The following is a 14,149-nucleotide window of genomic DNA, read 5'->3' on the forward strand; positions in this document are numbered from 1 at the left end:
CGCGTGCGGAATTGCCGGGCCGCCGGTTAGAGAGCTCGCGGGAAATACTTACACGGATTGGTAATGATTCGAAAATAGGCTGTGCGGAAATTAACATCGTATTCTCGTGTGAATAACCGCACGCATACTTTCATCGGCCGCATTTGAGAATGGAATGCGGGGCCGCGAATTTGACGGTGGCGCGACTTGCGACCCTGGCCGAGATTGACCAATGCAGTATTTCACATACTTGTCACAGAGACTTCCGACCGCGAAAACGACCAGGCTAGCTTTGGCGCTATCTGCGGTTCTGGGGCGATTGCACCGCGCTGACCATGAGCTTCTGGTCGAATGGATGAATGTGTTTGCCGCACGAATTCGGCGGCTTCCCCATATGCGCATGTCAGATTTTCCTAACTTGCCGTGATGCAAATAGCGTGTGTCGAAAGGCCTGCCTGGCGCGCTCGCATAATCCCGATGGCAATCGCAATGACCCGGGTGCGCTGATTTATCGGTCGGCGACGGGTTTGCCTGCCTTCCATGACGCTCAGTTAGCGATTGGAAACCTTTACCCTTCAGGCAACCAACTCCGCGCCGTCTCGCCATTGCGGTGCATGCGCATGGCGCCAGCCATGGTGCGGTGCCGCACATAATCTTATTTTTTCATTCGGCGACGTACACCAAGGTTCGATACGATGGCATGGATTTTCGAATATCCACTTCACGCCATTTAATAAGGTTTGCGAAATATATATCCACCGGATCGTTATTGATAACGCGCACCGGGCTGGTAACGTGTTGCCGGTGACAGGAGAGAGCTGACATGTTCGAAGACTTTATTGACCTCGCAAAACAGATCCGGCGAAGTGAAGCCTTCAAGAACGCGCTCAATTCCCCGTCGCGTTTGTCGCTTCATCTGAAGCAGCACTTCAATCACGGATACTTTGCGATAGAAATTCGCGCAAATTCGGGATTTTTCTCCGTGATGCAAATCGTGTTGTGCATCCTGCTCTACTGCGAAGAAAAAAATCTGACGCCATTCATCTCCGCGCGAGGCGGCAGTTATGGTGACGCGCAGGGCAAAGTCGACTGGCTTGCCGAGTGCTTCGAAAACATCGCACACAGTGCCACACCGCGGGACTCAAACTTGCGCTTGCGAACGTCACGAGTGGAAGACCTTGGAAATCTGGGGTTTCGTCGATACGAGTCGGGCCTTCAGCTGACACACGCGAGCACGGTGTTTCTCTCGCAGTATCGCCCTGCTCCATCGATCCGGACCGAGGTCGACACGACATGCCGGAGACTGGGTATTGGTCCATCTACACTCGGGGTGCATTTTCGCGGAACCGACAAGAAGTACGAAGCCCATGTAATCGAACGAGATGCCTTTTGCCGGATGGTAGAGAAAACGCTCTCCGACCATCCGCATCTCACGAACATCTTCGTGTCGAGCGACGAGCAGACCTTTCTCGACTTTTTCAAGAACTGGGGATTCGCCGTGCCAGTCGATATCGCGCCCGCGACAATGCTGGCAAATGGAGAAAAGCCGGTGCACTTCAGCGGACACCCCGGGCTTGCGATCGGGCGCGAAGCGCTGATTACGAGCCTGCTTCTCTCGAGTTGCGGGTATCTGATCAAGACGCCCTCGTATTTGTCCGCGTGGTCCAGGATCTTCAATCCGTCATTGCCAGTCAGGCTCGTCGCACCTCCGCGCGCAAACGCTTTCTGGTTTCCCGACAGCCAGATCTGGTTGGAGCAGGAAAATCACGGCAGAGAGCAGGCCGGACTTCAGATCGACGCGCTGGCTTCCAACTCGCCATTTGTGGGAACCAGCGCGACTTCGTGAACGAATTGCCGTCAGGGAGCTTGATCGCGGACTTGTGCACAACCCCGTCTTACCGGTGACGGAATCATGGTATTTCGCGGGAGCACGCGATGCCCGGTCATCGCCCGGTTGCGAACAAACTCCGATTCAGTGACCTACGGCACTGCGACGTCCTCCGGCAGTCGAACGCCTGAATCGGCGACATCGCGGGCGCAGGCGGTCGTCGGCCATCCGGTGCGTAGTCCAGGTTCGGCGCGCCGGCGCCTCCCGCGCACCGCCCGCCTCACCGACGACAAGAACCACCTCCTCGCCTGTTTTCAGGTTCAAGTTGACATCACTTTGGCATAACAATATTATTGGTACAACCTTGTACCAATATCCTGCCATGCAACAGACCATCGACCGGATTTCGACCATTCCCCTGTACAGCCAGATCAAGCAGATCCTGATCAACGAGCTGCAGGGTGCGGGCAGCGCGACCGCGCCGGCCTTGACGGAGGCCAGCCTGATGAAACGGTTTCATGTGAGCCGGGCGCCGATTCGTCAGGCGCTCAAGGAACTGGTCGACGAGGGCTACGTCGTTCGTCAGCGAGCCAAAGGCACGTTTCCGGTTCACGGCGTGAATGTGCGCCTGCCTCCGGCGCTCGAACTGGGTGGTTTGACCCGCTACCTCACCGAGCAAGGCTTGACGCCGACCTCGCGCGTGACCGGCCTTCAGCGCGTCGAGCCGCCGGAAGCCGTCATGGAGGCGCTCGGCCTCACCTCGCCCGAGAAGCTGCTTTATCTCCAGCGCGTTATTTCGGTCAAAGGCGCCCCGCTGGTCTGGGCCTGTACCTACCTTTGCACGCCGCCCGATTTTGCTCCGTCGGTCGAAGAGCTCGAGCGCGTCGGCACCGTGTTCGCGTTGATCGAGCAAGCGCTGGGCGTCGTGTACACGCGCGGCGAGCAGCACATCTGGGCGTCGGGCGCGAGTCCGGAAGAGGCGCAGGCGCTCGAAGTCGACGTTGGCGCGCCGGTCCTCGTCGCCGAGACGACGCTTTTCAGCAGTGACGGGCATCCCGGCGGCTGGCGCCGGGCGGTGCACCGCGCCGAAGACTTCAAGTACGCGTTTGGTCTGAGCCGCTGACGGTTTTTTTTGCCCGGCACTTTGTCATAACAATACAACATTGTAATCAATGAACAGGAGACATCCTCTTGAGTCGCATGACCGTTTCTATTGCTGGCGACGTGCATCGCAGTCCTGAGTCCCTCGGAGGCCGACATGTGCGTTAAACACAGCCAGGGCGTCCCGGAGCCGACGCCGCCCTTCACGTCCCTCATCCTTGCCGCACGCAACGATGGTGGCGTCGATGCCGGGACCGTCAACACGGTGCTCGGCCCCGTCGACGCCCGCGAACTGGGCATTACGCTGATCAGCGAATCGCTGCTGTACGTGTTGCCCGGCGCGCAGTACGCCTACGACCTCAAGTTCGATCGCGCGGAGATTTTCGACGCCATCGCAGCCAAGCTGCGCGCGTTCAAGGCCGCAGGCGGCGGCGCGATCGTCGACGCGACCGGCATGTTCGAGGGGCGCGACCTGCGCCTGTATGAAGCGCTGTCACGCGCCACCGGCGTGCATATCGTCGCGTCCACCGGGCAAGGTCCGGAAGCCATGCTCGGCGGCTACTTTCTGACGCCGCAGACCAATCCGCCCGCGCCCTGGCCGGCCGCGAAGTTCGCCGAGATGTTCGGCCGCGAAGTCAACGATGGCATGGTGGTGCCGCGTTTCGAGCGCCGCGCGCCTGCGGGCCTCGTCGCCACGGCGGTGACCCGCAGCGGCATGACGCCGACCGACGGCAGCCTCGTGCGCGGCGCGGCGCGCGCCGGTTCGACCTACGGCGTGCCCGTCTTCATCCGATACGGCGCCAACGCGCTGGAAGACATGCAACTGGCGCTCGACGAAGCGCTGAACCCGAACCGTCTGGTCATGGGCGGCATGGATCGCCGCGACGCCGTCGCCAAAGACTGGCCGATGGCGGTTGCACGCGCGGGCGTGCGAGTCGGCATCGACCACATTGGTTCGACCGACCCGCTCTACATCACCGACGCCGAGCGCGTCGACCTGATCGTCGCGTTGATCGAAGCAGGCCACGTCGATCGCATCGTGCTCTCGTCGAGCGCCACCGGCATCGCGTTCGGCGAAGCCGGCAATGACCTTCCGTACTGCGACGTGCTCACGACGTTCGCGCCCATGCTCGAGGCGGCCGGGGTGTCGCAGCAACACATCGCCCACATTCTGATGACCAACACCGCCCAACTCCTGAGCGTCAACGGGGAAGCCAAATGACACGCGTAAATACAGTGCTGGGCACGATTTCGGCGGCGGAGCTTGGCTTTGTTGCGATCCACGAACACATCGGCTACGGCATGCCCGGTTGCGAGCTCGACAGCCGCTGGTGGAAGACGCCGGAGCAACGTTATGAAGAGACGGTGCCCAAGCTGCGCCGGTTTCACGAAAACACGAAACCGTGGGGCGCGGCGACCTTCGTGGAAGCCACGGGCATCTGCAACGGTCGCGACATCGACTACTACAAGTCGCTGTCCGACAAGACCGGCGTGCATATCGTCGCGAGCACGGGCTTTGTCGGCGGCGACACCGCCTTGCCGTTCTTCGAGCGCGCGAGCGTGGAGTATCTGACCGATCAGTTCGTGCACGAAATCACGGTCGGTATCGGCGATACGGGCGCGAAGGCCGGGATCATCAAGGTGGGCGTGAGCCGCGGCTTCAAGATGAAGGAGCTCGATCTGCGCATCTATCGCGCGGCGGCGCGCGCCTCGCGCATCACGGGCGCGCCGATCTTCACCCACCTCGCCGTCGATTCCGCGCCGGCACTGAACATCTTCGCGGAAGAAGAACTGCCCTGCCATCGCGTGCTGTTCGGCCACGCCGACGATGGCGTCAGTCAAGGCCTCGTCAACGAGAAAGCCATTCTGGAAGCGGGCGGCCGGATTGGCTTCGACACCTTCGGCTACGACCTCGAATTGCCCGATCCGCCCTTCTGGGGCCGCCATCGTCAAGAGCGTCTCAAGCACTTCCTGCGCTTCCTCAACACCGGTCTGGTGAAACAGGTGCTGGCGTCGGCGGATGCGAACTGCTCGCCGCTCGGCTGGCCCGGCGTGAAGGGCCACACCGTGAATTATCTGTTCGAACAGCTGTTGCCCGACCTGCGCGCCGAAGGCGTCGAGGACGCGGTCATCGACCAGCTGTTCGTGCAGAACACGGCCGAGTTTCTCGCCCTGACGCCGAACCCGCAGCATTGACAGAACAATCAACTCAAGAGACACATCATGACACCCGGTAATTTGAAGAACCTGAATATCGCCGTGATCGGCGCCGGTTATGCCGGCGCCACGGCCGCCCTGGCGCTGAGCCAGGCCGGCGCCACGGTGACGGTCTACGAGCAGGCGCAAGAAGTGAAAGAGGTCGGTGCCGGGATCGGCCTGCGTCCCTCCACGATGGACCAGTTCCGCAAGCTCGGCATATTCGAGCGCATCGCCGCCGTGACGTCGGCGAGCGATTATTTCGAAATCCTCACGGCACTCGGCCAGCGCATCGCGATGGAAGAGTGGCCCGAAAAAGAAGCCTTCGGCGCGACCACGCGCTTCGTGCACCGTGGCGATTTTATCGACGCGCTGCTGGGCGTGCTGCCCGAAGGCATGGTGAAGCTCAATCACCGTCTGAGCCAGATCGTCGACAACGGCGACAGCGCCACGGCGGTCTTCGCGAACGGCGTGAGCGTGACGGCCGATCTGATCGTCGGCGCCGACGGCATTCGCTCGCAGGTGCGTCAGCATCTGTTCAGCGACAAGCCGCCGGTTTTCGCGGGTGAACACGCGTATCGCGCGGTTATCCCGGCGGCGGATACCTGCGGTCTCGTGGACGACGGCAACCTGCGCATGTACGTGGGCCACGGCACCAAGATCTATTTGCTGCCGCTGCATCATCGCGACGAAGTGTCGTTCGACGTCACCTGTCTCGCGACCGACTCCACGCCCGCGCCGGTGGCGAGCAAGGAACAGTTGCTGAAGGTCGTGGCGGGCTTCGATCCTCGACTGGTGGCGATCACCGAGGGGCTCGACATGGACAAGGTGAACCTGCGCGCCGTCTACGACATCGACCCGGTGCCGACGTGGCACTCGAATTCGGTCGTGCTGATCGGCGATGCAGCGCACGCGATGCTGCACCATCAGGGACAAGGCGCGAACTCGGCGGTGCTCGACGCGGGCGCGCTCGCCGCCTGCCTGAGCGAGGCCGAGTCGATTCCGCAAGCGCTGGCGCAATACCAGGCCAGCCGCAAGCCCGTCACCGACGAACTTCAACGCCTGTCGCGCCAAAGCTGGAGCGAGGACGAAGTCCAAAGCGTCTTCCCGAGCCAGCATCAAGGCGAACTCGCCGCACGGAGCTAAATCATGGCCCTTCATCCTCAGGTTGCCCAGTTCATCGCTTCCCTGCCGCCCCCGCCGCCGGGTCCGCTTGATCCGGCCGCCATGCGGGCGGCGGACGAAAGCCACGTTGCGCCCATCGAACAGCGCCTGCCCGTGCACGCCGTCACCGAACGCATCTTGCCGACGCGCACGGGTGACGTGCCCGTGCGCGTCTACCAGCCGACGGCGGCGGACACGCATCCGGTGCTCGTATATTTCCACGGCGGCGCGTTCTTTCTCGGCAGCCTCAACACGCACGATCATGTGGCGCGCGCGCTCGCCAATGCGACGCAATGCGCCGTGGTGGCGGTCGATTACCGGCTGGCGCCCGAGCACGCGTTTCCCGCGGGCCTGAACGACTGCTACGCCGCGCTCGAGTGGATCGCCCAGCATGGCCGCGAGCCGGAGAACGGCATCGGCTGGAATGGCGAAACCCTGGTGGTGGCCGGCGACAGTTCGGGCGGCAACTTCGCGGCCGCCGTCACCGCGATGGCGCTCGATGCGGGCCTGAACTGCATCACGCATCAGGTGCTCTATTATCCGTCGCTCGATCTCGACTTCGATGTCGAGCGCTACGCGTCGCTGAAGACCAACGCCGTCGGCAACGGTCTGGAGACCGCGTCGCTGAAGCCGTTCAACGCGTTCTACATCGAGAGCGGCGCCGATCCCGCCAACCCGCTCGTCTCGCCGATCAAGCGCAAAGACCTGGCCGGATTGCCCGCGGCGCTCATCATCACGGCGGAGTGCGATCCGCTGCGTGACGAGGGCGAGTTGTATGGCCACGACCTGAAGCAAGCGGGCGTCCCCGTGAAGGTGCATCGCTACGAGTCGGCGGCGCATGGCTTTGTTCAGTACTTCGCGTGGCTTCCCGAGTTTCAGGGCGTGTTCGCCGAGACGGCCGATTTCATCCGGAATCCTCAACGATGAAAACCGTCGATATCCACCCGCTGTTCTCGCAGTGGGGACGCTTTGGCCTCTACAGCTTTTTTATCGACGGCAGCGAGCCGGCGATTGTCGATACGGGCATCGCCGCATCGCCCGCCAATGGCATCGCGCCGGCGTTCGCGCAACTGGGCCGGCGCATCGAAGACGTGCGCTGGATTCTGCTGACGCACGGACACATCGACCATATCGGCGGCGCGCATGCGCTGTGGGAACTCACGGGCCGCAAAGCAAAAATCGTGATTCACGAGGCGGACGTACCGTTCCTTCGTTCCCGCCGCACGCATGTGGACGAGTATCTGGCCGCGCGTGGCCGCTATATCGACGACGCGGACGCGGAAGCGAAATTGACGGCCGCCTGCGAGGCCGCGATCTCCGGCGAAATGGAACCCGACGTGATCGTGCGCCACGGCGATGAAATCTCGCTGGGACCGGACGTGAAGATCACCGTGCATTCCGTTCCGGGCCACACGGCCGGTTCGGTCGCGTACGTGGTGGAAGGTCAGCGCGACGTCTTCGTCGGCGACGCGGTGCAGATTCACGGCGCCGCCAACGGCTTTCCGAGCTACGCCGATCCGGACGCGTACCGCGCGAGCCTGCTGCACCTGCGCGACCACGTCAAGCCGAACCGCCTGTTCCTCGGCCATCCCTATCGCAGCCAGAACGCCGAATCGCTCGGCGTGGTGCTCGATCGCGAACAGGCGGCGGCAAAAATCCAGGAAAGCCTCGACATCGAGGCCCGCGTGCGCGCCGCCACCGAACAATTCGGCCTCGACGGCGACGCCGTTGCGAAGACCTCCTGCTCGCCCTTCTGCTGTATCGCGCAATACCTGCGCTACGAGGGCGATCCCACGCTCGAACCCTCACCGTTTTTCACCACTATGCACGGCTACTTTCACAAGGGTTATCGGTCATGATCGTCGTACACAAAGACCTGCGCGTTCCGATGCGCGACGGCGTTCATCTGGCCGCCGATGCCTATCACGCCAAAGGCGACGAGCCACGTCCCGCGCTGGTCGCACTGAGCCCTTACGGCAAGGAACTTCAGGCGCTGGCGCTCACCATGCCGCCGCAGCGCCGCCCTTCTCCGCTGTGGGACGGCTGCATCGAAGCGGGTGACATCGCGCGCGTGGTGAAGGAAGGCTACGTGCACGTGATCGGCGATGTGCGCGGCTCGGGCGCATCCGAAGGCGAACACATCGGCAACTACAACGCGGGCGGCGTGCCGCTCGGGCAGGACGCGTACGACTTCATCGAATGGGTCGCCGCGCAGCCGTGGTGCAACGGCGTCGTCGGCATGATCGGCATTTCGTATTTCGGCTCCATGCAGATTTTTGCCGCCGCCGAACGCCCGCCTCATCTCAAGGCTATTTTCGTCAGCGGCGGTCATTTCGACTTCTATGAGACGACCTATCACGGCGGCGTGATGTGGTTCATGCCGCGCGCGGCGCGCGAAGGCCGCGGCGGCGATTCGGGCTGGGCATTCACGCATCGGCACAAGTCGCGCATGCTGGAAACGTACTCCGAGGAAGCGGTTCGCCAGCGCGTGGCCGAGCGTCTCGCCGATCCCGACGTCGCGGCCTGGCCGAACCTCGTGCATGTGCTGAACTATCCGATTCACCATGAATCGTGGTTCGACATCGTCACCAATCACCTCGACGGCGAGTGGTACGAAGAACAGAATCCGATCAACCTGGCGAGCAACATCGACATCCCGGTGTATCTGCAGATCAACCAGGGGCGAGGCTGGACCGTCGATGGCACCCTTGAGCTTTTCGACGTGCTCAAAGGCCCCAAGAAGCTGGAGATCGGGCCGTATCCGCCGATGCAGACGCGCCCGTGGGTGGACGAGCACGACACCATGTTCCGCTGGTACGACTACTGGCTCAAGGGCATCGACAACGGCATCATGGACGAGCCGCCCGTGAAAGTGCATGTCGAGGGCAGCCGCCAGTGGATGAGCGGCGAGCATTGGCCCGTCACGCCCGTCGAATACCGTTCGCTGTATCTGCGCACCCGTAGCAAGCTGGCGTTCGAACCCGAACCGCTCGACGCGGAGCATGCGCATGCGGAAGGCTTCTATCAGGCGCCGCTGACGGTCGTCGACAAGGTCGAAAAGCTGACGTGGTCCACCGAACCGTTCCAGAGCGCCACCTCGGTACATGGCGTGGGCGCGGCGCACCTCTACGCGGCCATCGATCAGGACGACACCAACTTCATTCTGCGCATGTGGGACGAAGCGCCGACCGGCAAGCGTCAACTCGTCACGACGGGTTTTCTCAAGGCGTCGCACCGCGAACTCGACGAGCGGACCACCGAAGGCAATCCGTATCACCCGCACACGCGCAGCGTGCCGGTCGAGCCTGGCGTGATCAACGAGTACGTCATCCGGCTCTATCCGTTCGCCAACGAGTTCAAGCCCGGCCACAAGCTGGTGGTCGAACTCATGTGCAACGAGCCGCTGGTGGATGAACACAACTCGCTGTTGCCGCCCGATGCGTTCCATCTGCCCGTTGGCCGCGCAGTCAGTCACACGATTTACCGGGATGCCACGCACCTGTCGCGCCTCGTTCTGCCTTTCGCATCGTCAAGCCGATAAACGAAGAAGTGGCGGCAGCAGTTGAATTAGCCTGAATCATCCGCGAATGAACGACTAAGTAGTCGTTCATTTTTATCGGACTACGAACTATTTAATCATAAGAAACAGCCGCGATCGAATCGTCGCGGACCGTTCGCCATTGCCAGACCTTGGGAGTCGTGCCCGGATGTAAAGATTCACATGCAATAACCAGTACTACTATATAAAGGAGACAGCATGACAAACGGAATCGGATATCACAGCAGGATGGGTCGATATGGACAGGTCGTCGCTGGCGCGACATTGGCCGCGATGTCATGCCTCGTGCAGGCCTCGACCTATCAACCGGCCGGCATCGACCTCGGCGCCACGACGTTCAACGACGCATTCGGCTCGACGGAGCCGGGCTGGACGAGCATTCAACTCCTCCAGTACGAACACAACACGAACTTCTATACGAATACGGGCGCACGCAGCCCGGCGTTCAAGGACGCGCAGCTCAATGCGCTGGTCTGGATGCCGCAGATCGTCTATACGTCGCCGATTCACATTCTCGGCGGCTCGCTCGGATTCACGGCGATGCTGCCGGTTGCCTGGCTGAATTCGCACTCGACCGAATTCAATCCCTATGCGCCCACGCTGACCTCGCGTTCCGGCTTCGGCGACATTACCTTCGGTCCGTTCCTGCAGATGGCGCCCGTGATCAGCAACGGTCGTCCGGTCTTTGTGCAGCGTTTCGAGTTCGACGTCATCGCGCCCACGGGCGCTTACGACCCGAATCGGCTCGTCAATCCGGGCTCGAACTTCTGGTCGCTGAACCCGTACTGGTCGGTGACGATTCTGCCTACGCCAAAAACGGAAGTGTCGGTGCGTATGCACTATCTGTACAACCTGAAGAACACCAATCCGGGCATCAATAACCCATTCGAAGTACCCGATATGATGAACTTTCAGGCGGGCCAGGCGGTGTGGGCCAATTTCGCGGCGGCCTACAAGATCTTGCCGAATCTCGAAGTGGGCCTGAACGGCTTCTGGTTCCGTCAAATCACCGACGACCGCGTCAACGGCGCGAGCCAGCCCGCGGCGCGCACGACGAATCTATCGCTGGGCCCGGGCGCCGAGTGGACCATCAATCGACATAACTTCGTCTTCGCCAACCTCTACTTTCCCGTCGTCGAACGTAACACCTACTCCGGCACGCACGTGAATCTGCGCTGGATTCATGCGTTCTGACAAGGAGACGAACATGCAACAGCCAAGCCAACATCCAAAAATCGAAAGCGCGCGCGGCATGGCCACGCTGATGATTGCCCACTGCGCCGGCATGCTCGATCTCGTCGCGCTGCCGTTGTGGGTCGGCACACTGATCGCGTACTATCGTCTCAATCCGCAACAGGCCGGCACCTTGCCGACGCTGTTTCTGATCGGCGCGTCGTTGTCGAGCGTATTCTTTGCTTCCCGCTTCAACCGCGTGAACGCGCGGTGGGCCGCCGTCGCGGGCTTTGCGATTGCCGCGCTGGCGTTCGCGCTCTGTTACGGCCAGACGAGCATGAGCACGCTGGCGCCCTTGCATTTCGCAGGCGGCCTCGCGGCGGGAACCGCGCTGAGTTTTACGCACGGCACCATCGGGCGCGCGCTCAATCCGCACCGCGTTTTTGCATGGGCGGGGCTGGCGATCGGCATATTCGGCATCGTGTTTCTGGGCGGCACGCCGGGCTTGCTGGCCCGATTCGGCGGCGCGACGCTGTTCATCGGCTTTGCCGCGATCATGGCGCTGGCCGCCGTGATGGGCGTGCTGTCTTTCCCGCGTCCGAGCCGGCAAGACGATGAGCAACGCGAGGGATCGTCGGCGCGGGCTCAACCGCTCTCGCGTGCAGTCTGGTACTCGATCGTCGGCATCGCCCTGCTCGCCATGACCCAGGCGATGACGCTGAGCTTTTACGAACGCATCGGCATCGCACGCGGCTTTGGCCGTGAACTGGTGACGCTCGCACTCGTGCTCTATGGGATCGTCACGCTCTTTCCGGCGCCCCTCGCCGGTCTGCTCGAAAAGCGCATCAAGGCCACCACGGTGATTTCGATCGGACCGATCATGCAGGCGGTGTTTGCCATGATCGTGACGCATACCTGGAGTTATCTGTTGTTCGCCGCTTCAGGAGCGCTGATGGCGTTCACGATTCTGTTCACGCACACCTTTGCATTTGGTCTGCTGGCTCGCCTGGACCCGACCGGACGCGCGGTGGCGGCCACACCCGCCATGCTGATGGTGGGCGCCGCCATCGCGCCATTTCTTGGCGGCACGCTGGTCAAGTTCATTGGCTTCGGTGCGATCGGCTATGCCGCCATTGCGCTGGTTGCGATCGAACTGCTGTTGTTTAACCTGACGCGCCTGGCCGCGCGGGACGAATCGCCGCTCGAGCAAGTGCCGGCGGTTTGACTCTGTGGGGGCGGCTGCATTCGACGGCACTCGCCCCCACCATTCATTTCATGCGCAGACGTTGCAAAACGCGTAGCAAACCCATCAGCTCCTTACCTGCCCCCCATCCCCCGGCTCGTCCGCTGCGCTGCGCAATCCAGCCGTTTCGATCCAGATATCAACATTCGTAATGACAAAAATACGAAGATTCGATTGGATCGATTTCAGCGAACCGGCCATCATGGCGCAACGCTTTTCGGCAACGTGTCACCATACGGCTCGTTGCGGGTTCACTGAATTCGCGCCGGACCGGTCGAGTCGGCGCGCGACGGAGCAATGCCATGCAAATGAATGCGATCATCTGGCCCGACGGCTACACCCCGGGCTTCACCGACAACTTCTGCTCGAACGAAGTGATCGTCGCGGGCTTGAGCGCCGCCGACGTCTGGCCGCTGTTGAGCGTCCCCGCGCGCTGGCCGGAGTATTACGCGAACTCCGCAAATATTCGCTTCCACGACGGCAAAGGCCCCGTGCTTGAAAACGGCGTGCGCTTTTACTTCGAGACGTTCGGCTTTCCCGTCGAATCGCAATGCACCGAATATGTCGCGCCGGCCAACGGGCAGCCAGGCCGGGTGGCGTGGCATGGCTGGGCGGGCGAAGGCGATTCGCGTCTCGATGTGATCCATGCGTGGCTCGTCGAGGATCTCGACGGCAAACGCGTGCGCATCCTCACGCAGGAAAGCCAGAAGGGCAAGCCCGCAGTCGAACTGCATAACACAAAGCCGAATCCGATGATCAACGGTCATCAGGATTGGCTCGACGGCCTCGTCGCCGCCTCACGCAAGGTGAAACAAGCATGAAAGCAATTGTGGTGCGTACGCCAGGTGGCCTCGATCACCTGCAACTGACCGATCTGCCCGATCCGGGGCAGCCCGCTGCGGGCGAAATCCGCGTGAAGCTGCACGCGACTTCGCTGAACTTTCACGATCTGCTGGTCGCCAACGGCGGCATTCCCACGGCCGACGGCCGCGTGCCGATGGCCGACGGCGCGGGCGTGGTGGAGGCCGTCGGCGCGGGCGTGAGCGAATTCAAGCCCGGCGATCACGTCGTGTCGTGCTTCTTTCCGCACTGGCCCGCCGGTCCTGCGTTCGCCGAGGTCGGCAATTTCCAGGGCACGCCGGGCGATGGCATCGACGGCTTCGCGGCGGAGTATGCGGTCCGTCCCGCCAATGCGTTCACGCACGCGCCGCGCGGCTGGACGCACGCCGAATCGGCGACGATCACGACCGCGGGACTGACCGCATGGCGCGCGCTGGTCGGCGACGGCCAGTTGAAAGCGGGCGACACCGTGCTCACGCTCGGCACCGGCGGCGTGTCGATCATCGCCTTGCAGATCGCCAAGGCGATGGGCGCGCGCGTGATCGTGACGTCCTCCTCGGACGAGAAGCTCGCGCGTGCGCGTGGACTGGGCGCGGACGACGGCGTCAATTACCGCACCACGCCCGATTGGGGCCGCGCCGTGCGCGAATCGACGGGCGACCGTGGCGTGGATCACGTCGTCGAACTCGGCGGCCCGGGCACCCTCGCCCAGTCGATCGACGCGGTGCGCGTGGGCGGCCATATTTCGCTAATCGGCGTGCTCACGGGCCGTCAAGGCGATGTGCCGACTTCGGTGCTCATGGCGAAACAGGCTCGTCTGCAAGGGCTGATTGTCGGGAGCCGCCAGCAGCAGCGGGACTTCGTCGCCGCACTGGAGCAGACGCGCATTCGTCCGGTGCTCGATCGCAGTTTCGGTCTCGAACAACTCGCCGATGCATTCCGTTTTCAGGAAAGCGGCGGCCACTTCGGCAAGGTCGTGGTCGAGTGGTGATCGGCACCTAGCCGCCCCGACTGACGCCGGCAACACGGCGCGGCCGCCATGACGGCCGCGCCGTTCATTCCCGAA

The 14,149-nt window shown here is 62.5% G+C and carries 12 protein-coding genes; all 12 read left to right on the forward strand.

Annotated elements, in window-relative coordinates; genetic code table 11:
• Positions 1–802: 802 nt before the first annotated feature.
• Positions 803–1,825 (forward strand): hypothetical protein, encoded by a 1,023-nt coding sequence (locus SB764_RS00985; protein WP_410862352.1) that lies wholly within the window; start codon positions 803–805, stop codon positions 1,823–1,825.
• Between the two features lie 364 nt (positions 1,826–2,189).
• A complete protein-coding gene (locus SB764_RS00990) occupies positions 2,190–2,930 on the forward strand; it encodes a GntR family transcriptional regulator (RefSeq protein ID WP_065062913.1) in 741 nt (246 codons plus the stop codon).
• 135 nt (positions 2,931–3,065) lie between these two features.
• Positions 3,066–4,130, forward strand: a complete 1,065-nt coding sequence (locus SB764_RS00995; protein WP_410862354.1) for a phosphotriesterase — start codon at positions 3,066–3,068, stop codon at positions 4,128–4,130.
• The gene (locus SB764_RS01000) at positions 4,127–5,104 is read left to right on the forward strand and encodes a phosphotriesterase (protein WP_176080659.1); all 978 of its coding nucleotides are present in this window, start codon (positions 4,127–4,129) and stop codon (positions 5,102–5,104) included. The genes SB764_RS00995 and SB764_RS01000 overlap by 4 nt, the downstream gene beginning before the upstream one ends.
• Before the next feature lie 27 nt (positions 5,105–5,131).
• Complete coding sequence (locus tag SB764_RS01005) at positions 5,132–6,250, forward strand: FAD-dependent oxidoreductase (RefSeq protein ID WP_410862355.1); 1,119 nt, start codon at positions 5,132–5,134, stop codon at positions 6,248–6,250.
• A gap of 3 nt (positions 6,251–6,253) precedes the next feature.
• Complete coding sequence (locus tag SB764_RS01010) at positions 6,254–7,195, forward strand: alpha/beta hydrolase (protein WP_410862356.1); 942 nt, start codon at positions 6,254–6,256, stop codon at positions 7,193–7,195.
• Entirely contained in the window at positions 7,192–8,127 is a 936-nt protein-coding gene (locus tag SB764_RS01015; protein WP_410862358.1) for an MBL fold metallo-hydrolase, read from the forward strand. The genes SB764_RS01010 and SB764_RS01015 overlap by 4 nt, the downstream gene beginning before the upstream one ends.
• Positions 8,124–9,809: a CocE/NonD family hydrolase gene (locus SB764_RS01020; RefSeq protein ID WP_110329051.1), complete on the forward strand. Its 1,686-nt coding sequence runs from the start codon at positions 8,124–8,126 to the stop codon at positions 9,807–9,809. Before SB764_RS01015 ends, SB764_RS01020 begins: the two co-directional genes overlap by 4 nt.
• 291 nt (positions 9,810–10,100) lie before the next feature.
• The gene (locus SB764_RS01025; protein WP_260183522.1) at positions 10,101–11,021 is read left to right on the forward strand and encodes a transporter; all 921 of its coding nucleotides are present in this window, start codon (positions 10,101–10,103) and stop codon (positions 11,019–11,021) included.
• 13 nt (positions 11,022–11,034) lie between these two features.
• Positions 11,035–12,225 (forward strand): MFS transporter, encoded by a 1,191-nt coding sequence (locus SB764_RS01030; RefSeq protein WP_124261923.1) that lies wholly within the window; start codon positions 11,035–11,037, stop codon positions 12,223–12,225.
• A gap of 320 nt (positions 12,226–12,545) precedes the next feature.
• On the forward strand, positions 12,546–13,064 hold the full coding sequence (locus SB764_RS01035; protein ID WP_410862359.1) for an SRPBCC domain-containing protein: 519 nt from the start codon (positions 12,546–12,548) through the stop codon (positions 13,062–13,064).
• Positions 13,061–14,074: a zinc-dependent alcohol dehydrogenase family protein gene (locus tag SB764_RS01040; RefSeq protein ID WP_176080655.1), complete on the forward strand. Its 1,014-nt coding sequence runs from the start codon at positions 13,061–13,063 to the stop codon at positions 14,072–14,074. Before SB764_RS01035 ends, SB764_RS01040 begins: the two co-directional genes overlap by 4 nt.
• The last annotated feature ends 75 nt before the right edge of the window (positions 14,075–14,149 follow it).

The organism is Paraburkholderia sp. SIMBA_027 (assembly GCF_046535315.1).
GTDB lineage: Bacteria > Pseudomonadota > Gammaproteobacteria > Burkholderiales > Burkholderiaceae > Paraburkholderia > Paraburkholderia tropica.